Annotated in this window: 26 protein-coding genes; 10 read left to right on the top strand and 16 right to left on the bottom strand. The window is 64.8% G+C overall.

Annotated features, from left to right (window positions below; translation table 11 throughout):
- Positions 1-182 precede the first annotated feature (182 nt).
- Positions 183-1,553, top strand: a complete 1,371-nt coding sequence (locus tag AC1DXM_RS17285; protein ID WP_477234535.1) for an NfeD family protein — start codon at positions 183-185, stop codon at positions 1,551-1,553.
- Positions 1,550-2,329, top strand: a complete 780-nt coding sequence (locus tag AC1DXM_RS17280) for a slipin family protein (RefSeq protein WP_477234533.1) — start codon at positions 1,550-1,552, stop codon at positions 2,327-2,329. The genes AC1DXM_RS17285 and AC1DXM_RS17280 overlap by 4 nt, the downstream gene beginning before the upstream one ends.
- 193 nt (positions 2,330-2,522) lie before the next feature.
- On the opposite strand, the gene AC1DXM_RS17275 is transcribed toward AC1DXM_RS17280, so the two are convergent.
- Positions 2,523-2,810: a hypothetical protein gene (locus AC1DXM_RS17275; RefSeq protein ID WP_477234531.1), complete on the bottom strand. Its 288-nt coding sequence runs from the start codon at positions 2,808-2,810 to the stop codon at positions 2,523-2,525.
- On the opposite strand from AC1DXM_RS17275, the gene AC1DXM_RS17270 reads away from it, so the two are divergent.
- The gene (locus tag AC1DXM_RS17270; RefSeq protein ID WP_477235020.1) at positions 2,709-3,209 is read left to right on the top strand and encodes a zinc-binding dehydrogenase; all 501 of its coding nucleotides are present in this window, start codon (positions 2,709-2,711) and stop codon (positions 3,207-3,209) included. The genes AC1DXM_RS17275 and AC1DXM_RS17270 overlap by 102 nt on opposite strands.
- Before the next feature lie 109 nt (positions 3,210-3,318).
- On the opposite strand, the gene AC1DXM_RS17265 is transcribed toward AC1DXM_RS17270, so the two are convergent.
- Complete coding sequence (locus AC1DXM_RS17265; protein ID WP_477234529.1) at positions 3,319-4,008, bottom strand: gamma-glutamylcyclotransferase; 690 nt, start codon at positions 4,006-4,008, stop codon at positions 3,319-3,321.
- A 293-nt stretch (positions 4,009-4,301) separates the two neighbouring features.
- Here AC1DXM_RS17265 and AC1DXM_RS17260 point away from each other — a divergent pair, with 293 nt between their 5' ends.
- The gene (locus AC1DXM_RS17260; protein WP_477234527.1) at positions 4,302-4,682 is read left to right on the top strand and encodes a YybH family protein; all 381 of its coding nucleotides are present in this window, start codon (positions 4,302-4,304) and stop codon (positions 4,680-4,682) included.
- 88 nt (positions 4,683-4,770) lie between these two features.
- On the opposite strand, the gene AC1DXM_RS17255 is transcribed toward AC1DXM_RS17260, so the two are convergent.
- Genes AC1DXM_RS17255 through AC1DXM_RS17245 form a run of 3 tightly spaced genes read right to left on the bottom strand, consistent with a single transcriptional unit; the run spans position 4,771 to position 8,542 of the window.
- Positions 4,771-7,086 carry a xanthine dehydrogenase family protein molybdopterin-binding subunit gene (locus AC1DXM_RS17255; RefSeq protein ID WP_477234525.1) on the bottom strand — a complete coding sequence of 772 codons (2,316 nt, stop codon included), beginning with the start codon at positions 7,084-7,086 and terminating at the stop codon, positions 4,771-4,773.
- Positions 7,083-8,066: an FAD binding domain-containing protein gene (locus tag AC1DXM_RS17250; protein WP_477234523.1), complete on the bottom strand. Its 984-nt coding sequence runs from the start codon at positions 8,064-8,066 to the stop codon at positions 7,083-7,085. Before AC1DXM_RS17250 ends, AC1DXM_RS17255 begins: the two co-directional genes overlap by 4 nt.
- Positions 8,063-8,542: a (2Fe-2S)-binding protein gene (locus AC1DXM_RS17245; protein WP_477234521.1), complete on the bottom strand. Its 480-nt coding sequence runs from the start codon at positions 8,540-8,542 to the stop codon at positions 8,063-8,065. The genes AC1DXM_RS17250 and AC1DXM_RS17245 overlap by 4 nt, the downstream gene beginning before the upstream one ends.
- Before the next feature lie 205 nt (positions 8,543-8,747).
- On the opposite strand from AC1DXM_RS17245, the gene AC1DXM_RS17240 reads away from it, so the two are divergent.
- Entirely contained in the window at positions 8,748-9,386 is a 639-nt protein-coding gene (locus AC1DXM_RS17240; protein ID WP_477234519.1) for a TetR/AcrR family transcriptional regulator, read from the top strand.
- Between the two features lie 62 nt (positions 9,387-9,448).
- Here AC1DXM_RS17240 and AC1DXM_RS17235 read toward each other — a convergent pair whose 3' ends face one another.
- From AC1DXM_RS17235 to AC1DXM_RS17210, 6 genes are all read right to left on the bottom strand, one after another.
- Positions 9,449-9,721 (bottom strand): hypothetical protein, encoded by a 273-nt coding sequence (locus AC1DXM_RS17235; RefSeq protein ID WP_477234517.1) that lies wholly within the window; start codon positions 9,719-9,721, stop codon positions 9,449-9,451.
- A 159-nt stretch (positions 9,722-9,880) separates the two neighbouring features.
- Entirely contained in the window at positions 9,881-10,162 is a 282-nt protein-coding gene (locus AC1DXM_RS17230; protein ID WP_477234515.1) for a hypothetical protein, read from the bottom strand.
- Between the two features lie 12 nt (positions 10,163-10,174).
- A complete protein-coding gene (locus tag AC1DXM_RS17225; RefSeq protein WP_477234513.1) occupies positions 10,175-12,724 on the bottom strand; it encodes a caspase family protein in 2,550 nt (849 codons plus the stop codon).
- Between the two features lie 268 nt (positions 12,725-12,992).
- The gene (locus tag AC1DXM_RS17220) at positions 12,993-13,997 is read right to left on the bottom strand and encodes a zinc-dependent alcohol dehydrogenase family protein (protein WP_477234511.1); all 1,005 of its coding nucleotides are present in this window, start codon (positions 13,995-13,997) and stop codon (positions 12,993-12,995) included.
- Between the two features lie 37 nt (positions 13,998-14,034).
- Complete coding sequence (locus tag AC1DXM_RS17215) at positions 14,035-14,307, bottom strand: hypothetical protein (protein ID WP_477234509.1); 273 nt, start codon at positions 14,305-14,307, stop codon at positions 14,035-14,037.
- Positions 14,308-14,386: 79 nt separating this feature from the next.
- On the bottom strand, positions 14,387-15,139 hold the full coding sequence (locus tag AC1DXM_RS17210) for a DUF899 domain-containing protein (RefSeq protein WP_477234507.1): 753 nt from the start codon (positions 15,137-15,139) through the stop codon (positions 14,387-14,389).
- A gap of 380 nt (positions 15,140-15,519) precedes the next feature.
- On the opposite strand from AC1DXM_RS17210, the gene AC1DXM_RS17205 reads away from it, so the two are divergent.
- Together AC1DXM_RS17205 and AC1DXM_RS17200 are read left to right on the top strand one after the other, a co-directional pair.
- The gene (locus AC1DXM_RS17205) at positions 15,520-16,740 is read left to right on the top strand and encodes a helix-turn-helix domain-containing protein (RefSeq protein ID WP_477234505.1); all 1,221 of its coding nucleotides are present in this window, start codon (positions 15,520-15,522) and stop codon (positions 16,738-16,740) included.
- Between the two features lie 33 nt (positions 16,741-16,773).
- The gene (locus AC1DXM_RS17200) at positions 16,774-17,406 is read left to right on the top strand and encodes a Vgb family protein (protein WP_477235018.1); all 633 of its coding nucleotides are present in this window, start codon (positions 16,774-16,776) and stop codon (positions 17,404-17,406) included.
- Between the two features lie 40 nt (positions 17,407-17,446).
- Here AC1DXM_RS17200 and AC1DXM_RS17195 read toward each other — a convergent pair whose 3' ends face one another.
- On the bottom strand, positions 17,447-17,752 hold the full coding sequence (locus AC1DXM_RS17195; RefSeq protein ID WP_112566614.1) for a hypothetical protein: 306 nt from the start codon (positions 17,750-17,752) through the stop codon (positions 17,447-17,449).
- 254 nt (positions 17,753-18,006) lie between these two features.
- On the opposite strand from AC1DXM_RS17195, the gene AC1DXM_RS17190 reads away from it, so the two are divergent.
- Positions 18,007-18,618 carry a sulfotransferase family protein gene (locus AC1DXM_RS17190; RefSeq protein WP_477234502.1) on the top strand — a complete coding sequence of 204 codons (612 nt, stop codon included), beginning with the start codon at positions 18,007-18,009 and terminating at the stop codon, positions 18,616-18,618.
- 15 nt (positions 18,619-18,633) lie between these two features.
- On the opposite strand, the gene AC1DXM_RS17185 is transcribed toward AC1DXM_RS17190, so the two are convergent.
- The 3 genes from AC1DXM_RS17185 to AC1DXM_RS17175 are packed head-to-tail and all read right to left on the bottom strand — an operon-like array spanning position 18,634 to position 20,772.
- Complete coding sequence (locus AC1DXM_RS17185; protein WP_477234500.1) at positions 18,634-19,374, bottom strand: SDR family oxidoreductase; 741 nt, start codon at positions 19,372-19,374, stop codon at positions 18,634-18,636.
- Between the two features lie 28 nt (positions 19,375-19,402).
- Positions 19,403-20,392 (bottom strand): aldo/keto reductase, encoded by a 990-nt coding sequence (locus AC1DXM_RS17180; protein WP_477234498.1) that lies wholly within the window; start codon positions 20,390-20,392, stop codon positions 19,403-19,405.
- Between the two features lie 2 nt (positions 20,393-20,394).
- Positions 20,395-20,772: a carboxymuconolactone decarboxylase family protein gene (locus tag AC1DXM_RS17175; protein WP_477234496.1), complete on the bottom strand. Its 378-nt coding sequence runs from the start codon at positions 20,770-20,772 to the stop codon at positions 20,395-20,397.
- A gap of 149 nt (positions 20,773-20,921) precedes the next feature.
- Here AC1DXM_RS17175 and AC1DXM_RS17170 point away from each other — a divergent pair, with 149 nt between their 5' ends.
- Positions 20,922-21,815: a LysR family transcriptional regulator gene (locus tag AC1DXM_RS17170; protein WP_477234494.1), complete on the top strand. Its 894-nt coding sequence runs from the start codon at positions 20,922-20,924 to the stop codon at positions 21,813-21,815.
- A 182-nt stretch (positions 21,816-21,997) separates the two neighbouring features.
- A complete protein-coding gene (locus AC1DXM_RS17165) occupies positions 21,998-22,342 on the top strand; it encodes a hypothetical protein (protein WP_477234492.1) in 345 nt (114 codons plus the stop codon).
- Between the two features lie 37 nt (positions 22,343-22,379).
- Here AC1DXM_RS17165 and AC1DXM_RS17160 read toward each other — a convergent pair whose 3' ends face one another.
- Positions 22,380-23,111 (bottom strand): DUF2270 domain-containing protein, encoded by a 732-nt coding sequence (locus AC1DXM_RS17160; RefSeq protein WP_477234490.1) that lies wholly within the window; start codon positions 23,109-23,111, stop codon positions 22,380-22,382.
- Positions 23,112-23,234: the final 123 nt, after the last annotated feature.

Genomic DNA, 23,234 nt, shown 5'->3' with positions numbered 1-23,234 from the left:
ATCAGCTTTGAGGGCGAGGAACCCTGGACTAATGCCGCGATCCTTCGCGCCCCCTCTCGGGGGAAAATTGGCGGCTGTGTCTTCGACGCGTCTCCTGCAACGCTGACGGACTCCACGTCGCCACACCCCCTCCTTGGACTTCACCAAAATCGCTCCCATATCTTCTTCATGGAGCTTTGAGCGTGACCTTCGCGCGGATGGCCCTTCTTGCCGCAGCCTTCGTCGCCGCGGCCGTGCTTTCTCCCTCCTCATCGGCCGGGAGCGAGAGGGTCGCACTGAGCGTCGCCATCGACGGCGCCATCGGGCCGGCAAGCACCAGGCAGCTCGAGGAAGCGCTTGACGTCGCCGCCAAACGAGACGCCGAAGTCCTCATCCTTCAGCTCGACACGCCGGGCGGTCTGGTCACCTCGATGCGCGAGATGATCGCCGACATCCTGGCTTCTCCGGTACCCGTCATTGGCTATGTCGCGCCGGCCGGCGGTCATGCGGCGAGCGCCGGCACCTACATTCTCTATGCCACCCATGTCGCGGCAATGGCGCCCGGCACCAATCTGGGGGCGGCGACGCCGGTCGAGATGGGCGGGCTGCCGTCGCTTCCGGGCGGCGACAAGGAGAAGGACCAGAAGGACGCCACCGGCCGGCCGGCCGGCGACGCGATGATGGCCAAGGTGACCAATGACGCAGTCGCGCTCATCCGCTCGCTTGCCGAACTGCGCGGGCGCAACGGCGACTGGGGCGAGAAGGCGGTGCGCGAGGCGGCTAGCCTGTCGGCCAACGCGGCGCTGCAGGAGCATGTCATCGACTTCGTCGCCCGCGACACGACCGAACTGCTGCAAAAGGCCGACGGGCGCACCGTCGATGTGGCCGGCAAGAAACAGGTGCTGGCGACCAAGGGCCTGCCGGTCGAGACGCTGGAGCCCGGCTGGTTCATCCGGCTTCTCTCCGTCATCACAGATCCGAACGTCGCCATCATCCTGATGCTGGTCGGCGTCTACGGCATCATCTTCGAGTTCACCAGCCCCGGTGCGGTCGCGCCCGGCGTCGTCGGCACCATCTGCCTCGTGCTCGGCCTCTATGCGCTCAATCTCCTGCCGATCAACTATACCGGCCTTGCCCTGATGCTGCTCGGTGTCGCCTTCCTCGCCGTCGAGGCCTTCAACCCCACCGTGGTTCTTGGGCTCGGCGGCGTGGCCGCCTTCCTGCTCGGCTCCGCCATGCTGCTCAAGGTCGAGGGTCCGGGCTTTGCCATGTCGTGGGCGGTCATCGGCCCGGCCGCCGCGCTGACGCTGGGGCTGGCGCTGCTCACCGGCACCTATGTCTGGGCGGCACGCAGGAACCCGCCGCGCGTTGGCGGCGAGGCCATGCGCGGCCTTCCCGTAGAGATCCTCGACTGGCAGGGCGGCGAGGGCCATGTGCTGGCCCTGGGCGAACGCTGGCGGGCGAGGGCAGACGAATCCGTCGCACCCGGCGACAGCGCAGAGGTGACCGACGTCAGCGACCTCGTGCTGACGGTGCGGCGTCGCGATGCGAGCAACAATGGAGCAATAAAATGATGGTCGGTTACGTGGCCTATCTCATCGTTGCGGTGGCCGTGCTCATCTTCCTGTCGGCGGCCATCCGCATCCTCAGGGAATATCAGCGCGGCGTGGTCTTCACGCTCGGCCGCTTCACGGCGGTCAAGGGTCCCGGCCTCATCATCCTCATCCCCTTCGTCCAGCAGATGGTGCGGGTCGATTTGCGCGTCGTGGTGCAAGACGTGCCGCCGCAGGACGTGATCTCGCGCGACAACGTCTCGGTGAAGGTCAATGCGGTGCTTTATTTCCGCATCGTCGACGCCGAGCGCGCGATCATCCAGGTCGAGGATTTCATGGCCGCCACCAGCCAGCTGGCGCAGACCACGCTGCGCTCGGTGCTCGGCAAGCACGAACTCGACGAGATGCTGGCCGAGCGCGACAAGCTCAACAGCGACATCCAGGAGATCCTCGACCAGCGCACCGACGCCTGGGGCATCAAGGTCTCCAATGTCGAGATCAAGCATGTCGACCTCAACGAGAGCATGATCCGCGCCATCGCCAAGCAGGCCGAGGCCGAACGCCTGCGCCGCGCCAAGGTGATCAACGCCGATGGCGAGCAGCAGGCGGCGGCGAAGCTGGTCGAGGCCGGCCGCATGCTGGCGGCCGAGCCGCAAGCCATGCAGCTGCGCTATTTCGAGGCCCTGCACGACATAGCCGGCGAGCGCTCCTCCACGGTGGTGTTCCCGCTACCGGTGGATTTGCTCGGGCAGTTTTTGAAGGGGCAGGTCGGGGGCGGCGGAGGCGCAGGCCGCTGAGCGCGTAATCCCCGGAAATGGAAGGGATTGTTAGGCACGGCGACGATAGAGGCGGCTTAGGGCGCGGATCGCGTGGACGGATACAGTTGCTTTCCGAAATCCGGATCGGGCAGTTCCATGCAATGCGACTTTGCCGATGTCGGAGAGGCTGATGCCATGTCCTTGAGCACGAAGCCGGAGCGGTGCTTTGTGATCAGCCGGTAGCGGAGAATTCCATCGGCGCTTCTGTTGAGGCCGCTCCGTCGGCTTTAGTTTCGTCACGTGAGATCCCAAGAAGTGCTTTCGCAATTGACTCGATCTCTTCTCGACCTTCGCCATCCGCGCCGCCGACGTTGGACCGGGCTCGGTCGTCGCCCTGCTCGGCACCGGCGGTGTCTCGATCGTCACCCTGCAGCTTGCCAAGGCGGCCGGCGCCACCGTCATCATCACCTCCTCGTCGGACGAGAAGCTGGAGCGCGCCAAGGCGCTCGGCGCCGATCACCTGATCAACTACCGCGCGACCCCGGATTGGGACGGCAAGGTGCTGGAACTGACCGACGGCCTCGGCGCCGACCTCGTCGTCGAGACCGGCGGCACCGCCACCTTCGCCCGCGCCGTCAACGCCACGGCGCCTGACGGCACGCTGTTCACCATCGGCTTCGTCACCGGCGCCGAGGCGACCGTCAACCTGCTGCCGATCATCATCAAGGCGCTGAAGGTGATCGGCAACAACACCGGATCGGTGTCGGACCTCAAGGACTCCACCCGCGCCATCGGCGCCGCCGGGATCGAGCCGGTCGTCGACAAGGTGTTTTCACAGAACGAAGCGGCCGAAGCCTACACCCACATGGCCGCCGGCGGCCGGCATTTCGGCAAGCTGGTGTTCGGGCTGCAGTGGTAGGCGGCTGCTGGAGATTGGCGAACCGGGGCGGGATTCATTTGAGAGACGCCGTCGGGACAGCACCCAATTTGCGCTCCCGCTACCTCAGCGCGCGGGATGCCGCACCCGGTCACGGATGCGACGAAGTAAGCTTGTCTGCGACAAGCGACTGCAAGCGCCACAAGTTGCGATCCCGAATGCCCAAGGCCTCCAATTGCAAGATTGTGTTGTGAAGATATTCGGCGCACGATCCTCCATGGCCACATGCTCTGGCCAAAATGCCCGCCGTCTCATCCAGGGTAAGGCCTCCCATATAGTTGCCTCCCTTTCGGTTGACGACGAAGGCAAGGGCTCGAACGAGCCCTTGAGCTGTCTGAACCTGCACCCAACGGTGAGCGTGGGTGAACGGCTTGCTGGACGGCCGCACCGGCATTTCGCGCCGGACAAGTTTTCCGAGTTGGGCTTCAACCGTATCTTCCGCCATCCGTAGGGCCATTCCCCTGCATTGGCCTCCCCGGTCGAGCCCCATCATCAAGCCTGGCTGGTCGACAGTTCCGCGCCAATCTCGCATGCGAATACAGAACGAACGGTGCCACCCCGGCACTACGCCCGCACGCTCCTCCACGTGCTCCACGGCCGGGTTCCAGAGAAGGGAGCCATAGGCGAAAATCCACACATCCCGTCCATCAGGACGCGTTGCCAACATTTCCCGAACGATGGCGTTCCACTCGGTTTCGGTATTGCGAACCAGATCCGGAGGCGGACCGGTATTCTCAATCGCGCGAATTGTACGCGCGACCAAATCAGCTGTTAGTGCCATCTGGCGTCGCGCTCGCGGCATACCTCTCGAACCCCACGTGAAGTTCAACAAACCTGTGCAGCAATATTACTGCTGCTGCCCATGTTGGAAAACCACTCTTTGGCGAGTCGTCGCGAGCCACCGGGGCCAACCACTCTTGGGCAGAGCTGACTGGCAGTCGGCCCGTCACGGCTCCCAAGCCAATCCGTGACCTAGCGTCGGCGCTTCCGCAGGCGCATATTGCCAGCGGCGACGTTTGCCCCACCTATTTCACCGATGATCCGCCCGCCACGCGATTGCAGGGAGGCAAACCAATGACCGAAGACGAAAGCGCGATCCGGCAGGTGGTCGATGCCTGGATAGCGGCGAGCCGGAAGGGCGATCTGGAGACCGTGCTCTCGCTGATGACCGACGACGTGGTCTTCATGGTTCCCGGCAAGGAACCGTTCGGCAAGGAGGCCTTCGCCGCCGCCTCAAGGGCCATGGGCGAGACGAAGATCGATAGCTCGAGCGAGATCGTCGAACTCAAGCTGCTCGGCGACTGGGCCTATATCCGCAACCGCATCGACATGACGGCAACGCCGCTGGGCGGCGGGCCGGCGCGGCGGTCCGGCTACACGCTCACGCTGCTGCGCAAGGAAGGCGATGGGCGCTGGCGGTTGGCACGGGATGCGAACTTGCTGGCGAGTGTCTGATCTCCCTATGTGAAGGTGTGATTTGCTGAGACGCCGGCGGGACAGCAGCCCCTCTGGCCTGCCGGCCAGAGGGGGCCTCGCGCCTGCCTTAGATCAGCTTCTCCAAGGTAATCGGCAGGTCCCTGATCCGCTTCCCCGTCGCATGGAACACCGCATTGGCGATCGCCGGCGCGATGCCGACGATCGCGAGTTCGCCCACGCCCTTGCCGCCGAGCACCGAGGAATGCAGGTCGGGAATGCCGACCGAGATCACTTCGATATCGGGGATGTCGGCATTGGTCGGCACCAGATAGTCGGCGAGGTTGTTGTTGACGATGCGGCCATGCCTGCGGTCGACGATGCCTTCTTCGAGCAGTGCCTGGCCGATGCCCATGATGATGCCGCCCTTCCACTGGCTTTCGGCCAGTTTCGGGTTGTAGAGCCGGCCCGAATCCAGCGCCGACACCACGCGCGCCACGCGCACCGTGCCGAAATCCTCGTCGACGCGCACTTCGATGAAATGCGCGCACCAGGAGTGGCGCGAATAGTCCCCCTCGGTGTGCGGCACCGAGGTGGCGATGGTGGTGTAGTTCTTGTAGCGATCCTCGGCGCTCGAATTCGCCGGCATGGTGTCGCCGGTGGCTTCGATATGGTTGCGGCCGACGCTCGCCAGCAGTTCCGCAATGGAGACATCGGGACCATCGCCGCGCGGCGACCTGATGCGGCCATTGGCGACGACCAGCGTGTTGGCCTGCAGCGCGTGGAAGGGCGAGCGCGGATCGCTGATCGCCAGCCCGACCAATTGGTCAAGCGCCGATGTCGCCGCCTTGTAGACCGCGCCGGTCATCACGCCGGCCAGCCGCGACCCGCCGGCGACGCCGGCGCGGGGAAAGCGCGAGTCGCCGAGCTTGACCACGACATCGTCGGCCGGCACACCGACCGTTTCGGCCGCTGTCTGCGCCAGGATCGTGTAGGTGCCCTGACCCATGTCGATCGACGAGCTTTCGACCTCGACGGAGCCATCTGCGAGAATGCGCACGATGGCCTCGCCATAGGCGCGCCGCACCGGATAGGTGCCGGCGGCGACGCCCCAGCCGATCAGCTGGTGGCCGTCGCGCATCGAACGCGGCTTCGGCGTGCGCTTCGACCAGCCGAAGCGTTCCGCACCGGCGGCAAAAGCCTCGCGCAACTGCCGGGTCGACCAGGCTTTTTTCGCTTCCGGATCTTGTTCGGCATAGTTCCTGAGCCGGATCTCCAGCGGGTCGATGCCGACCTCATAGGCGAGCTCGTCGATGGCGCATTCGATGCCGAAGGCGCTGGGGTTTTCGCCGGGCGCCCGCTTGGCGCCGGGCACCACCGTGTTCACCCGCACAACATTCTGCTTCGAGGAGAAGCTGGGCGTGGCGTACATGATCGAGGTGACCGAAGCCAGCGGCTCGACCCACATGCCGTCGACCGCGGTCTCGTTGACGCCGCGATGCACGATCGACTGGATCTTGCCGTCACGGCCGGCGCCGATCGTCACCGTCTGGCGGGTCGCGGCGCGGCCGCCATAGGAGGTGAAGTTCTGCGGCCTTGTCAGCACCAGCTTCACCGGCCGTCCGAGCATTTTCGCCGAGGCCGCCGCCACCGCGCTGTGAGCCAGTGCCAGCGCCTTCGAGCCGAAGCCGCCGCCAATATAGGGCGAGACCAGCCGCACATTCTCGAACGGCACGCCGAACCATTCGGCATAGGTGCGCGCCATGCCGTCCAGCCACTGGCTGGGCTCCCAGATGGTGAGCTCTTCGCCCTGCCAGCGCGCGATCAGCCCATGCGGCTCCATCGCCGCCTGGTATTCGCGCTGCGTGTTGTAGGCGGCGCAGATGCGCACCGGTGCGGCGGCGAACGCCGCTTCAGCGTCGCCCCATTCCTTGGTCATGGCATCGATCGGGATGCCGTCGCCGGCCTTGGCATCGCTGAGGTCGACGATGGCCGGCGTCTCGTCATAGCTGACCTCGACCAGGGCCGCCGCGGCGACCGCCTGCTCGAAGGTCTCGGCCACGACGGCAGCTATATGCTGGCCGGAATAGGTGACCGTGCGGGCGAGCGGTGCGTATGTCTTCTGCGTTGGCGGATTGCCCAGCCAGTCCGACGCGCCTTTGATCTCCATGATGGTGTCGGGCGTCAGCACCAGAAGCACGCCCGGCGCGGTCTCAGCGGCCCGTGTGTCGATCGCGCGCACCGTGCCGGCGGCGATGGTGGCCTCGACCATCACCGCATGCGCCAGCCCGTCTAGCTGCTGCTCGAAGGCGTATTTGGCAGCACCGGTGATCTTGGCCGGGCCATCGACGCGCGACAGCCGTCCGCCGACCGCGCCGTCGGAGGCGTCGCCATGTCTCGAATCGGCATGTCTTGTATTGGCATGTCTGATGTTGTGAACGGTCATGCCGTCTCTCCCAGTTTGAGGATGGCGCGCGCGACCACGCGCGGCGCGAGCTCGATCTTGTAGTGGTTGGCGCCATGGTCGACGGCGCCTTCCATGGCGAGCCCGCTCGCCTTGCGCACGGTGTCTTCGTCCAGGACCTTGCCTTTCAGCGCCTCTTCCACGGCGCGCGCCCGCCACGGTTTTGTGGCGACGCCGCCGAGCGCGACGCGCAGGTCGCGGATCGTGCGGCCATCGGCTTCCAGCTCCAGCCCGACCGCGGCACTTGCCGCGGCGAACTCGTAGGACTGGCGGTCACGCACCTTGAGATAGGTCGAGCGCCGCGCGGCGGCCGAACCGGGGATCTCGATGGCGGTGATCATCTCGCTCGGACCAATGTCATGCTCGCGCTCAGGCGTGTCGCCCGGCAGCAGGAAGAAATCGTCGACCTTGAGCACGCGCTGGCCGAGATGAACCGTCGCATCGAAGGCGACAAGCGCGGTGGCGAGGTCGCCGGGATACATGGCGATGCAGGCCTGGCTGGTGCCGAGCACGGCGTGGCCCCGCGTCACGCCACCGATCGCCGAGCAGCCGCTGCCTGGCTCACGCTTGTTGCAGGCGGAAAAGTTCGAGGGATCGCGGAAATAAGGACAGCGCGTGCGCTGCATCAGATTGCCGCCGACGGTCGCCATGTTGCGCAGCTGCGCCGAGGCGGCCTGCCACAGCGCTTCCGAGACGGCGGGAAAATGGCTCTTGATCCCGGCATGGTCGGCGACATGGCTCATTTTCGCCAGCGCGCCGAGCGTGGCGTGAGTTGCATCGACGTTGATCGTGTCCAGCCCCTTGAGATGGGTGATGTCGACGACGGTCTCAGGCTGGGCGACGCCGCATTTGGCGAGGTCGACCAGCGTCGTGCCGCCGGCAAGCAGCATGGCGCCGGGAAGCGCCGCTGCCTTGCGCGCGGCCTCGATGCTGTCGGCGCGAACGTAGGAAAAATCCCTCATGATGCCACCTCCAGGGCCGCCTGGCGCACGGCGGCGACGATGTTCGGATAGGCGCCGCAGCGGCAGAGATTGCCGGCCATGTATTCGCGGATCTCGTCGTCGGAACCGGCATGGCCCTCGCGGATGCAGGCTACCGCCGACATGATCTGTCCGGGCGTGCAATAGCCGCACTGGAAGGCGTCCTGGTCGAGGAAGGCCGCCTGCACGGCACTGAGCGCGCCGTCCTCGCCGGCGAGCCCCTCGATGGTGGTGATTTCGCGGCCTTCGACCTGCGCGGCCAGGGTCAGGCAGGCAAGCACGCGCTCGCCGTCGACATGCACAGTGCAGGCACCACACTGGCCGTGGTCGCAGCCCTTCTTGGTGCCAGTCAGGTCGAGGCGATCACGCAGCGCGTCGAGCAGCGTGACGCGCGGCTCGACCTCGAGTGAGTGATCGCGGCCGTTGATGGTGAGGTGGATGGTGGTCTGGCGGGTCATGGGCGTCTGGCTCCAGTTGCTTGACGCGAGAGGAATGAAGTGGGGCTTGGGCGGCGGAGGGCAAGGGCAGGGGATGCCTCAGTCTTCACACTCTCAGCACGTGACATACCGGCTCCCTTGATTATATGATAAGACTGCTCCACTAAAACGGAGGCGCCTCCGTTTACCTAGGTGGGGGCTTACCCCACGGGGTTCAAGCCCCCATATGTCGACAGTGGAGAAAAAATTGGACGACCAGCAGACAGCGACCGCCCAAGGTGCGCGCGAAGCCGCAGCGCCAAAGCCGCTGCGCGCCGACGCGCAGCGCAACCGCGACCGGCTGGTCGAGGTGGCGGCGACGGCTTTTGCCGAGCAGGGCGTCGATGCTTCGCTGGAGGAGATCGCGCGCCAGGCGGGTGTCGGCATCGGCACGCTCTACCGGCATTTTCCGACCCGCGAGCATCTGGTCGAGGTGGTCTATCGGCGCGAAGTCGAAGCACTCTGCGCGGCCGCCGACGACCTCGCCAGCCACCATCCGGCCGACATGGCGCTTGAACAGTGGATGCAGCGCTTCGTCGACTACATCGCCACCAAGCGCGGCCTGGCGGCCAGTCTGCGCATCCTGTTCAACACCAATTCCGCCGTGTTTTCCGACTTGTCGGGCCGGGTGTCGCTGGCCTTGCGGCAGCTGGTCGAGGCGGCCGCGGCCGAAGGCTCGATCCGCGGCGACGTCGACGCCTCCGACGTGCTGCATGCGCTCGGCGGTATCTACTCGGCCCCCGACACCAAGGACTGGCGCGACCGCTCGCGCCGGCTGGTCAAGCTGCTGATGGACGGATTGCGCTTTGGGGCGGGGAAGAGGTGAGGGGCAGTCCCCTCGGTTTCACGAAACCAGTTTCAGCCCGATCACACCGGCCAGGTGGCCGGTTATCCCTTCGTCTCCACCAGGATCACCAGCGACTCCGGCACCACGCCATCATGAGCCATCGCTTCCGCGGCAGCCTTGCTTTGCATCATGGCCGCGAGCTTATCCATGTCCGGAACGTCCATCATGATCGCCACCCGTTTCGGGTTCTGCGGATCGACGAAGGTGCGGATGTTGGTGATCCCGAGCGAACCGAAAAGCTCCTTGCGCTTGGGTGACGAGAGCCAGTGCTTGGTGTCTTTCGAGATGTTGTGATGGCCAATTACAGTCGGCATGGCATCCTCCCAAGGTGCCGCTGCGGTCGCAATCGCCCGCTTGCTGCGGTCTACCTGCACGAGCCAGTGAGCGCCGTTTCTCCTGGGCTGTCAATTAGCCACTTCTGATGTGTGATGTGCAGTCTCGGGTCGATGGCTTGCCTTTGCTCAGGCCTGCTCTCATCCGCTCCAACCGCCGCCGCCTCCACCTCCGCTACCGCCGAGAGTGGGAATCACAGGCGGCTTTTGTGGTGTCTCCTCGGCCGGCTTCACCACTTTGCTGGTGGTCGCCTTCTTGTATCGGACCACCTTCGGCTGGGGCGCTACGCGAACCACCTTGCGATGTTCCACCGGCGGCGCCGGCTCAAACATCGGCGACACCGAGGTGCAGCCTATGAGCCCGGCCAGAACGCCGGAGAAAATTGTCCCGATGAATGCCTGCTTCAATGCCTTGCCCACCATAGCCTCCATTGTTCAAAACAAGTCCCGACGCGGATTGGCCTCTTCCCAGACCCCCCGGGCCGCTTTGACCAGTTGCATGTCCAGCGAACCGGACGGTAGGGTCTTCGACTTCAGCTCTTGACGCAGCGCGTCCAGGGCCGCCGTTTTTGGCTTCGTGCCGAACTGCGCCAAGCCTTTTTTGGCGTCCGGAAGCTCCTTGCGCAGATCGAGTGCAACTGCGAATGCCAGGAAACGCACAGCAACGGCCTGATCGGCCTTGTCGCCTCTCGCCATCTCCAAGGCCGCGCGATCATAGGCGCCCGAGTAATCACCGCGCGCGGTCGCCAGTTCAAACAGTCTTTGTGCTTCCTCGAGATTTCGCTCCACCCCTACGCCGTCGCGATACATGCGCCCAAGGCTTGCCGGAGCGTAGGGTTGGCCAAGATCGGTGGCCTGCTGGAACAGCGCTTGCGCCGCTTTCGGATCCTTGTCGATGCCCTGGCCGGCGAGGTAATTGCGGCCGAGCAGGTTCATCGAATACATGTCCTGGCGCTGCACGCCCGCTTGCAGGAAGGCGACGGCGCGGGCCGGATCGGCAGGCACCCCATTGCGGCCCTCGGTGAAGATCGCGGCAAGATCGTTCATGGCATAGGTGTGCCCCATGGCCGCCGCCTTGAGCAGCAGGTCGAGGCCCTTGGCCGTATCGCGGTTAACGCCGTAGCCGTTGAACAGAGCGCGGCCCCACGAGGTCATTCCGTAGGGATCGCCCTTGTCGGCGGCAGCCTTGTAGAGAGCGTTGGCCTGGGTGCGGTCGATGGCCGTTCCGGTTCCCGTTGCGTTGAGATAGCCGAGTTCGAAGACAGCGCGCACATGCCCCTTCTTGGCGGCGTCCTCGATCGCTGTCTTGGCCTCGGCGACCTTGCCGGCCGCAAGCAGCGCGCGGCCGAGCTCGTAGCGGAAGCGGGCGACATCGGGATAGGTTTTCACCGCGGCCTCGCAGGCCGCAACCGCACCGGCGCCGATCTCGTTCGGCAGCAGGCCGGGCACCACCCCTTGCAGGTCGAGAGGCTCGCCGGCGGCGGTATCGCAAGCATCGACCGTCGGCGACAGTTTCATCGTCGCGGGCTTCGACGAAGTGCTGTCGGCGCGGATTTCAAAACCGACCACGATCGGCGCGGTGGTGCCGATCTGCGGCTCGTAGCGAAGATGGTCGACCTCGCCGGCCAACAGGCTCGATTGCGGCGAAAGCGTCCGATCCGGCAGTGACAGCGTTCCTGTTGCCGGATATCCGGAAACCTTCAGGCTGACCGCCGGATCGTCGGTCGGGAAATCCAGGTTGAGCGCGACCGGTCCGACGCCGACGGGAATATCGAGCTTGCGGTTCTCGATCGCTTCGGCGGCGCCGGTGATGTGGATGCCGCGCTCCAGCACCTTTTGTTTCTGCTCGGCCTCGAGCGAAGCCATGATCTGCTGGCCGGCGGCGCCTTCGCCGCTCTTGACGCGAAACACCAATATGCCTTGGCTGCCGCCGCCCCAATTGTCATGCGTGGCATAGGCGAGCATATCCACCTCGTCCTGCGTGGCGGCCCCTTTGGGTACATCCATCTGCAGGCGCGGCAGGTCCTTGCCCGCAATCGGTTCGCCCACCGCGACGTCCTTGCCGTCCAGCATCAGGCGGCCCATTGCGGGCGGCCTTTCGATGCTGACGGTTATAGCGCCGCCATCGACATCGACCGGCTCCGGCAGGCCGAGAGCGACAGGGCCGACCCCCGACAGCACCACCTTCTCCAGCACTGGCGGCAGCGAAGGCCGGTTGCTGCGGCGCACCAGCACAACGTCGTCGATCAGCGAGGAATTTTCCCAAGGCACCTGCATGCCGTTGGTGGCCTGCACGACATCGCGGCGCACCGCCGACATGACCGTGCGGATCTCCTGGTTCGGCGCCAGCGCGCGCCGTGAAAAGGCCGATGAAAACGGGCTGAGATCGCCGCTGCCGTCATAGGCGACGGCGCCCGGTTCGGTGGCAAAGGCAATCAGCGTGTTGAGCGAGCTGCGCACCTGCGCCAGCCCGGTGTTGCCGGCGGTGACGAGCTGGTCACGCAGCCAGTAATTGTTGCGCGGGAAGGGGTTGTTGCGACAGGCATCGAGGATGATCACCTGGATCTTAGACTTCGAGCGCATCTGCTCCAGTACATCGTTGAGCTTGATGGCCTGGACCTCGATATCGGCCGCTTTCTTCAGCGAGGCGTCGACCGGTATCAGGAAATTTTCGCCGCCGATCTGAAAGCCGTGCCCGGAATAGTAGACGACGGCGAGATCGGCGCCGTCGATAGCGGCCAGATAGTCCCGGAACTGGCCTTCGAATTGCTGCTTGGTGAGGTTCTCGGCGACGAAAACCTCGAAGCCCGCCAGCCGGAACGTGGCCGACACGTCCTCGGCATCCTTCGCCGGGTTCTTGAGTGCCGGGATGTCACGATATTCGGAATTGCCGATGACGAGGGCGACCCTTCGATCAGCGCAGGCCTCAAAGGTCGTGAGGCTGACGAGGATGAAGGCCGCGATGAATCCGCAAAGTCGGAGCATGGCAAAACCCCTGGCCGCTGCCTGACGCCGACGAGAACACACCGCTTGCGGCATCAAGGCCCGTTGATCGTATGCAACCTGCCACAGGATAAAGTGAAAGGCCCGTCACCGCCAGACCATGGCAGGCGATTTCTTTCGGCGCTGACTGACCGTGGTGGCAGTAGCACGCGCTTCAAGAGCGGGTATGTGACAAGTCTCACAGTCACATCAACGTGGTGAATGCGCCGTCCGACACCAGGGATTGGTGAGCTGCGGCAGGATGCGATGGTCAAACTTCGAGGCAAACCTTGCCGAAATGCTTTTGCGCTTCGTAGTGCCTGAAGGCAGCGGCGATGTCCTGCAGTGGAAAGCTGCTGTCTATGACGGGCTTCAGGCGGTTGACCTCTATCGCCCGGATCATGTCTTCCTGGTCGGCCCTGCTGCCGATGGAAATCCCGCTGATGCGGATCTGGTTGGAAAACAGCGCCGGGATCGAAACCTCGGCCGCAAAGCCGGTCAGCACGCCGATGAGAGCGATGTGGCCGGCTGTCCGGCAGGCCGCTATCGACTGCGCCAGTGTCTCGGGTCCGCCGACCTCGATCACCTGGTCGACACCGCGTCCGTCCGTCAAATCCCTCGCCTTGCCGCCCCAGTCGGGCACAGCCTTGTAGTTGATGACGTTGTCGGCGCCGAGGCGTCTCAGCTTCTCCAGCTTCTCTTCGTCGGACGAGGTGGCGATGACCCGGGCGCCGGCAGCCTTGGCAAATTGCAGCGCGAACAGCGACACGCTGCCGGTGCCAAGGATCAGCACCGTGTCGCCGGGTTTCACCTTGCCGCACGTCACCAGGCCTCGCCAGGCGGTGACGCAGGTGCAGGTGAGCGTTGCCGCCTCGGCATGCGTATAGCCCGCCGGCGCCTTGGTGAAGGCCTGCGCCGGCATGCACACATATTCGCTGGCGAAGCCGTCGAAACTGTCTCCCGGAATGTCGCGCCTTGTGTCTGATGTCATGTCGCCGCCCAGCCACCCGGGATAGAAGGTGCTGACGACGTGGTCTCCGGGCTTGAACGCATTGACGTCGTCGCCGACGGAAATCACTTCGCCGGCGCCGTCCGACAGCGGCACGCGGCCGTCTGCGAGCGGCACCTTGCCTTGCACGGCGAAATCGTCGCGCATATTGAGCGAGCAGGCGCGGATCCTGACCAGCATTTCGCCCGGCCCAGGCCGAGGCTGATCCTCCTCGACCAGGTCGAGCTTGTCCAACCCGCCCGGCGCTCTCAGCCTGACCAGCTTCATTGTCTTTCTCCGACGTGCGGGGCGTTAGAATGCGGTGCTATTGCCGGACCGGCCGGCCGGAAATCACGCGCAGCCAAGGCGCCAGATGAAAGGCGCTCATCAAGAGATACATCACCGGCATGCTGGTGAGCAGGGAGGCATTGGCGCCCAGGCACGACATCACGCCGTCGCCAGTGTGAATGTAGGTAAGCAACGCCATCGCAGCGAAAGTCGGCGCCGCGGCGAGGCACAGCCAGTCGGCGATGCCGAGCGGCGCCGCGCCAGTGGATTGAGGGATCTCGCTGCCAGCGCCAATGCCGATGTCGCTCATGGGTCTCATCCTCTATGATCAATGGCTGGGACTTGGCTCCTCGCCCTGCGGAGGCGAGGAAATCCAAGCTGGATAGCCCTTACTTGCCGTCCTTGTCGCGGAACGCGGCTTCGCCGGCGGCGGCCACCGCTTCCCATGTCTTGTCGGGCGCGGCGTCGTAATTGTCGTGCCAGTTCCACCAGCTGTAGAGCTCGGTCTGGGGATAGCCTTCGGGCGAGTCTTCCCAGACTTCCTGGCGGCCGAGCGGCGTGGCGTCGAGATAGCTCCAGACGGTTCCCATCTGCTCGTCGCCGCGGCTGTTGATGAAATAGGTGCGATACACCTTCTTGCCGTCCTGGATGAAGACGTTGTGGCCGTGCCATTCGTCGACGCCGAAATCCTTGTCGAAGCTGTCGGTGATTGTGTACCAGGGCATCTCCCAGCCCATCCGCTGCTTCAGGCTGGCAATGTCGGCCTGCGGCGCGCGCGAGGCATAGGCCAGCGTGGTGTTGCGGGCGTTGAGATGGGCGAGATGGCCAACCTGGTCGGCGCCGAGCGAACAGCCGCGGCAGGCATGTTCGGGCCAGCCATAGACGCCGGGCTCATAGAAGGCGCGGTAGACGATCAACTGCCGGCGGCCCTCGAACAGGTCGAGCAGGCTTGCCTTGCCGTTGGGGCCTTCGAAGACATAGGCCTTATCCACTTCCATCCACGGCATGCGCCGACGCTCGGCCGAGAGCGCATCCCTGGCGCGCATCGTCGCCTTTTCCTTCACCAGCATCTTTTCGCGCTCGGCTTCCCATTCCTGCCGTGAAACGATTGGCGGGGTCTTCATTGCCACATGCTTGGTCATTGCTCGTCTCCATTGTCTGTCATTGAGCCGTTGCGGCGTGTCTGCTGATCGTGAGGTAGGGTAGGGCCGCGAGGCGGCGAGGGCGGAGTTACAAATGTGACGGGATTTGACGGAGGCCCACCGCAGCAGGGATGGCGGGGCCGCGCAGTGTGCTCAAGGTCCTCGGAAGCAGGCATTGTCAGTTATCTCCAATGAGAAGCTTAAAAATACCATCTGAGATGCTCAGGCTAGCGACTGCCGATATTGGCGTCAACGCCGGCCGCAGTGTCTCCTGCCAGCCCAGATGGCCAGGTTGCCGCCCCGGCTTGCTGCTTGGCGGCGGTGACTTAAGTTAGGGCCATGACCAGCGGGGTGGGAGTTACAAGTGTGACGGGATTTGAATGGACTCGCTGATCACCGCGGCAGGGCTGGCGCTGGCCGCGGGTGATCCGCTTGCCGCACTCGACCGCGTCGCCTTGCGCGAGGATGCTCCGGCGCTGGCGCTGCGCGGCATCGCCATGGCGCAGCTCGGCGATCTCGATCGCGCCAAGCTGTTGCTGCGGCGGGCCGGCCGCGCCTTCGGCCCGAAAGAGGCGGTGGCGCGCGCCAGATGCGTCGTCGCCGAAGCCGAGATCGCGCTGGTCTCACGCGACCTCGGCTGGCCGGCCAAAGCGCTCGATGCGGCGCGGGCGACATTGGAAAAGCATGGCGACCGGCTGAACGCCGCGCATGCCGGCCATCTCAAGGTGCGCCGCCTGCTGCTGATCGGTCGCCTCGACGAGGCTGAAGACGTGCTGGCCGGGCTCGATCCGGCGCCGCTTCCGCCGGCCTCACGCGCCGCGCATGAACTCGCCGTTGCCGGCATCGCCATGCGCCGTCTCAAGACGAAAGCCGCGCGCGCAGCCCTTGAATGGGCGCGCCACGCCGCCCGCCGGGCCGGCATTCCGGGTCTTATGGCGGAGGTCGACAGCGCCTTCCTGTCACTCGACACGCCGGCGGCCCGGCTGATCGCCAATGGCGAAGAGCGCCCGCTGCTGCTCGAGGAGGTCGAGGCGCTGCAGGCGTCGTCGGCGCTGGTCGTCGATACGTTCCGCTATGTCGTGCGCAAGCAGGAAACCACGGTCTCGCTGGCAACGCGCCCGGTGCTGTTTGCACTGGTGCGAACACTTGCCGAAGCCTGGCCGGCGGATGTGTCGAGGGCAACGCTGATTGCACGCGCCTTTGGCGGCAGGCACGTCGATGAATCGCATCGTGCCAGGCTGCGGGTCGAGATCGGCCGGCTGCGCGCCGAATTGCGGCCGCTGGCCGGCATCGAGGCGACGAGCGAAGGTTTTGCGCTGGCGCCGCGCCAGGCAGGCGTGGTGGCGGTGCTGGCGCGGCCGATCGAGGAGCGGCACGCGGTGGTGCTGGCCTTCCTGGCCGATGGTGAAGCCTGGGCAAGCTCGGCGCTGGCGCTGGCGCTCGGCGCCGGCCAGCGCAGCGTACAGCGAGCGCTTGAGCAGCTGGCCGAGGCCGGCAAGGTGCAGTCGTTCGGTCATGGTCGCGCGCGCCGCTGGATGACGCCGCCGGTGGCGGGTTTCACGACCACCTTGTTACTCCCGGCACCGCTGCCAAACGGCTAGGAAGGTTCCGTGACCGTGATCGAGGACCAGGACATGAAACATTCAACCGCCGAAATCCTGCGCGAATACGGGCCCTTTCCTGATGTCGACATCGTGCATGGCGTGAGCTTTGACGGGCAAAATGTCTGGTTTGCCACGGGAGAGAAGCTGACCGCCTTCGATCCGGCAAACGGTGAAACAAAACGCTCGATCGATGTCGCGGCCCATGCCGGCACCGCCTATGACGGCCGGCATCTGTTCCAGCTCGCCGGAGATCGCATCCAGAAGATCGACCCCGACACTGGCAAGGTGTTGGCCACCATTCCGGCGCCCGGCGGCGGTCGCGATTCCGGAATGACCTGGGCCGAGGGCACGCTGTGGGTCGGGCAGAACCGGGAGCGCAAGATCCATCAGATCGATCCCGAGACCGGGAAAATCCTGCGCACCATCGAATCCAACCGCTTCGTCACCGGGGTGACCTGGGTGGATGGCGAACTGTGGCACGGCACCTGGGAGGGTGACCACAGCGACGTGCGCCGCGTCGACCCGCAAACCGGAAAGGTGCTGGAACGGCTCGACATGCCGGCCGGCGTGGGCGTGTCGGGGCTCGAATCCGACGGCGGCGACCGCTTCTTCTGCGGCGGCGGCCCCGGCGGCATGGTGCGAGCGGTGCGCCGGCCGAGATAGGCAGGCAGCTTGTCCTATGCTGCGGAACGTTCAGCCGAGATCAAATCCCGGAGCCGTCGAGTTGCTGGGCGTCTTCGCCGGCCCAGGGGGCCGGCATGGAAGCCCGGCTGAGATTGGCCGTCGGAAGCGGCATCCAGCATTTCAATTCGGGTTCAGGATATTCGATCACGCGTCCCGGAGACGAATCTGACGAGCGCCAACCTTCTGAACCGAACTGGTCGGCGCGCGACCAGTAGGCGAGGTCGACCTCGGCCGGCCCCTGTTCAGACGGCCTCACGGTGACCAGGATGCGGCTGCCGTCCTTGGGCGCGCTCGCCATATGCCGCCAGCGATCGGGTTCGTCCATTTCATGTCCTCCTGCGGTCTGCAATCAGGCTGAATAGTCGCTTCGTGGCCGAGGCCGGTCAACCGATCTTTGTGTGGGACAGATCTATCGTTGGCGGCTAATCTGGCCCGGGCGCAGTCCTGATATATGCGATGAAGAGTGAAGAGTTGCTGCCCACGCGGCGCTTCCTGCGGAGAGGCTGCTACCGTGCAGCCGCTGAGCGATGCCAACCTGCCAGCTGATCGACCTCGGCGGTTCGAGCCAGGGAGGAAAATATGTCGATCAAGGTGATCGGGACGGGCTTTGGCCGCACCGGAACGGATTCGATGCGCGAAGCGCTGACTATCCTCGGCCTGGGCCCCTGCCATCACATGTCCGAAGTCATCGCCAAGGAGGAGCAGAAGCGGCTCTGGCGCGCACTGGCGAAGGGTGCTGCGCCTGACTGGAGCGAGCTGTTTGCCGGCTATGCCTCCTGCATGGACTGGCCATCGGCGCATTATTGGCGCCAGCTGATCGAAGTCTATCCCGACGCCTCGGTCATCCTCACCTGGCGCTCGCCGGACAGCTGGTGGCAGAGTTTCGAGAAGACCATCCTGGCCGGCATCAGCCAGCTCCAGGATCAGGAGGCGCTGGGCATTTCCCTGATCGCCAAGCAGGTCTTCGGCGGCAAGGCGCATGATCGCGCGACCGCGATCGCCCTCTATGAAGCCAACGTCGCCGCGGTCATGGCGACAGTTCCGCCGGAGCGGCTGCTGGTCCATAAACTGGGCGACGGCTGGGAGACCCTGTGCGCGCATCTGCGCGTTCCAGTGCCCGACCGGCCCTATCCCAACCGCAACGACACCAGGGAATTTCAGGCGCAATTTGGGCTGAACCGGCGGTGCTGAGCAAGGTCGGCGGCTCTAATATTCCTGAGCCGTCGGCCGAAACAGAATCTCGTTGATGTCGACCTCGTCGGGCTGGCTCATCGCGAATACCACCGTTCGGGCGAAGGAATCGGCCGGTATGGCCACCCGGTCGTAGAGCGCGCGCACGCCTTGGGCGACATCGGCTTCGGTGACGCTGTCCGGCAATTCCGTCGCCACGGCACCAGGCGATATGATGGTGGTGCGGATGTTGTAGGGCTTGACCTCCTGGCGCAGTCCTTCCGAGATGACGCGCACCGCATGCTTGGTGGCGGCATAGACCGCGCCGCCCGGCCCGACTTTGTGGCCGGCGACCGACGAGACGTTGATGATGTGGCCGCTCTTCTGCGTCTTCATGTGCGGCAGGGCAGCGGCGATGCCATAGAGGACGCCCTTGATGTTGACGTCGATCATCCGGTCCCAGTCCTCGACCTTGCCGCGCTCCAGCGGTGAATGCGGCATCAGGCCGGCATTGTTGATGATGACGTCGATGCGGCCATGCGTCTTGACCGCATGGTCGACGAGACGACGGACCTGACCGACATCGGTTACGTCGGTCTGCAGGATGCCGTCCTTGCCGAGCGAAAGCTCACCTGCCAGCGCCTGTAGGCGGTCGATCCGTCGGGCGCCCAGCACCAGTTTCGCGCCTTCATTGGCCAGCAGCCGCGCGGCGGCTTCGCCCAGACCGCTGCTGGCGCCGGTGATGACGACGACCTTGTTCTCGATACCTTGCGTCATGACTTTGCCCTTCTGATTTTCGTCGCGATCAGCGATCGATCCTTGCCGCCTGTTGCGGGGAATAGCGCTCTCCCTGCACGGTAATCGACGAGACCGCGCTTGCGATGTTGGCAAGATCATCCGTCGTCAGCCCAACTGCTGCCGATCCGATGTTCTCTTCGAGGCGGTTGAGCTTCGTCGTGCCGGGGATCGGGACGATCCAGGGCTTTTGCGCCAGCAGCCAGGCGAGCGCGACCTGCGCCGGGGTCACCTTCTTCTTGGCCGCGATGACGCCGATGGCATCGACCAGAGCCTGGTTCGCCAGCCTGGCCTCCGCCGAAAAGCGCGGCACGGTGTTGCGGAAGTCGCTGCTGTCGAACGTCGTGTCGGCGCTGATGGCGCCGGTGAGAAAGCCCTTGCCCAGCGGGCTGAACGGCACGAAGCCGATACCCAGTTCTTCGAGGACAGGCAGGATCGCCTCCTCGGGTTCTCGCCACCACAGCGAGTATTCGCTTTGAAGGGCGGCGACCGGCTGCACCGCATGCGCGCGTCGGATGTTGCGCACGCCGGCCTCCGACAGGCCGAAATGCTTGACCTTGCCCTGTTGGATCAGGTTCTTCACCGCGCCCGCCACATCTTCGATTGGCACGGCGGGATCGACGCGGTGCTGGTAGAGGAGGTCGATATGATCGGTGCGCAGCCGCTTGAGCGAGGCCTCGACGACGTCGCGTATATGCTCCGGCCTGCTGTCCATGCCGCTATGTCCGGCAGTGCCTGCAATGTCGATGCCGAATTTGGTGGCGATCACCACCTGGTCGCGGATCGGCTGCAGCGCCTCGCCGACTACCTCTTCGTTCTTGAACGGTCCATAGACTTCGGCTGTGTCGAAGAAGGTGATGCCGCGCTCGAACGCCGCGCGGATCAGGCGAACCGCATCCGCCGTCTCCATCGGCGCCCCGTAGGACTGGCTCATTCCCATGCAGCCCAATCCGATGGCTGAGACTTCGAGGCCGTTTGTTCCAAGTGTGCGCTTTTGCATTGTCATTGTCCTTGTTTCTCGGCGTCGGCCTGCTCGAAGACGTTCCGGGCAATGCCGATCGCAGTGGCTGCCGTCGGCCATCCGGAGTAGAAGGCGAGATGGGTGATGGCTTCGATGAGTTCGTCGCGGGTCACGCCGTTGTCGAGCGCCCGCTTCATGTGCCCCGGCATTTCATTGATCCGGTAACCTGAGATCAGGCTGGCGACGGCGATGAGGCTGCGGTCACGCGGCGAAAGGCCGGGGCGCTTCCAGACATCGCCGAACAGCACCTCGTCGGTGTATCTGCCGAGGGCAGGGGCGATGTCGGAGAATGGGTTCTTGGGAGATGCGCCGGTTATGATGGATTGACCTCGCTGCGAGCCGCTTCGCTTGATGTCCATGGATTTGTTCCTTCTCGATGCCGGCGGGAGATGGCCGCCGTCTTTGCCCCGCCTTGGACTGCCCGATTTGTGATGGAGCCTATTTAGGGCCTGCGATTATCCACGATTAGGTGCAATATCCGGCATGTACCTATGAGGAGAGCTCATCAATGCCGCGCGACAATCTGAATGAGCTCACCGCCTTCCTCGCCGTCGCGCGCGAGCGGAGTTTCACCAAGGCTGCGGCCAAGCTCGGAGTCTCGCAATCGGCGCTCAGCCACACGTTGCGCGCACTGGAGGAGCGGCTTGGCGTGCGGCTTCTGACCCGCACCACGCGCAGTGTGTCGCCGACCGAGGCCGGCGAGCGCCTGGTCAGCACGATAGGCCCGAGGCTGGACGAGATCGAAGCCGAACTCGCGGCGCTCGGCGAACTGCGCGAAAGACCCGGCGGCACCATCCGCATCACCGCCGGCGAGCATTCGGCGGATGCGATCCTTTGGCCGGCCTTGGCGAAGTTCCTGCCCGATTATCCCGACATCAGGGTCGAAATCATCGTTGACTATGGCCTGACCGATATCGTTGCCGAGCGCTATGATGCCGGTGTGCGGCTTGGCGAACAGGTGGCGCGCGACATGATCGCCGTGCGCATCGGCCCCGACATGTGCATGGCGGTGGTGGGGTCGCCAGCTTACTTCGCCACGCGGCCGAAGCCGCGCACGCCGCAGGACCTGACGACCCACAATTGCATCAATCTGCGCCTGCCGACCTATGGCGGACTCTACGCCTGGGAATTCGAAAAGGCCGGACGCGAATTGAAGGTGCGCGTTGAGGGCCAGTTGGTCTTCAACACGGCGGCACTGCGCCTGAATGCCGTGCTGGCGGGGCTTGGCCTTGCCTATCTGCCGGAGGATCAGGTGACGGCTCAACTGGCCGACGGTCGGCTGATGCGGGTACTGTCCGACTGGTGCCCGCCCTTTCCCGGCTACCATCTCTATTACCCCAGCCGCCGCCAGGCGACGCCTGCCTTCTCGCTGCTTGTCGATGCGCTGCGCCATCGCGGCTGAGCCACACGCGTCGGCATGCCTTCGGCGAAACAATCGCATCCTTCTCGGACGCTGCAGCCAAGCCGGTGCGTTAGCGCGGGGTGCCGGGCCGCAACAGGAATTCGAACCCGGCATGTGAACGGGCTCACATGCCGCGCTTGCAAGGAACGGTATGGGACGTCCGGCCTTACAGGGGGATTCGGATGACGCTAGCCGATCTGTCTTTCTATCTGTTCACCATTTTCAACGGCTTGCGCGTGGTTTCTTACCTGCCGCAGATCGTGCGGGTTGCGCAGGACAAGCATGGCGCGACGGCGATTTCCTACGCGACCTGGCTGTTGTGGACAGCCGCCAACGCCACGACCGGGCTCTATGCCCATATCAATCTCAACGATCCCGCGCTGGCGGCGATCAACTGGCTGAACGCCGCCTGCTACGCCCTGGTCATCGCACTCACGGCACACAAACGTCATCGCGCACGCCCTCGGGTTGAGGAGTCCGCAACCCGGCCGGAATCGTCCGCAATGATGGTAGACAATGCCTGCTGAAGATCAGCGCAGCCGGATTGCGCTTTCGCGACTATGTTCAGACATGCACGGTGCCATGCGACAGCTCGCCCTCGTCGCTCGAGATGAGGAAAGCGGCGGCAAGCATGCCGACATAGAGCAACCCGACCATGCACACCACATAGATGCCCGGAACAGGGCCGAGCTGCGCCACGCGCGCGGCATCGAGAAATGACGCACCGAATCCGATCGGCGATCCTTCGCGCTGCAGGCTGGGCGTCGTGATTTTCAGCACCCAGGCCAGCGTCAGGATCGTGTACATAAAAATGTAGTTGCGGCGCAGCCGGCGTACCAAAGCCGCGCGCTGCGAGATCAGAAAGCGTGGCGAACGCAGGCCTTCGCCGACGATGGCCAGCCAATTGGAGGCGTAGTCAGGCTGCGGCGAGAAGATCTGCGCGAAATAATAGCGCTCGAATTGGCGCACCCTGGCCCGGTAGACGTCGAAGAAGCGATAGCGCCGCGCCTCGATCCACAGAAGCAGCGTTATCAACAGCATGGCGAACAGCAGCACGCCGTGATGGGCGCTCGGTGTCGACAGCGAGACAGAGAGCATGGCCGCGACGACGGTGATCGCCCAGTTGCTGGTGCGGTCCAGACGGTCGCGCCAGCCGGCCATGCGGGCGATTTCGGCGCGGTGGAAATGTGACATGGTGGTCGCGAGTTCCGATGAGGTGAGCTTCAGCGCGAACGCATCGGAGGCCCGCGGCGCTGCTGCCGCTTCGGCTGGCTTCACAGTCTGGACCTGGGACATCCCTTTGCCATGCGCCTCCCAACGCCATGGCCGGCCGAAACGACGCCGGCCACTCCCCGAAAACCACAACGCGCGGTCGGCTGAAACGTTCCAGCCTCTTTCCTTGGAGGGGTTTATGCGCTC

The organism is Mesorhizobium sp. P3_A2 (assembly GCF_056403115.1).
This window is presented reverse-complemented; position numbering and strand designations above follow the sequence as displayed.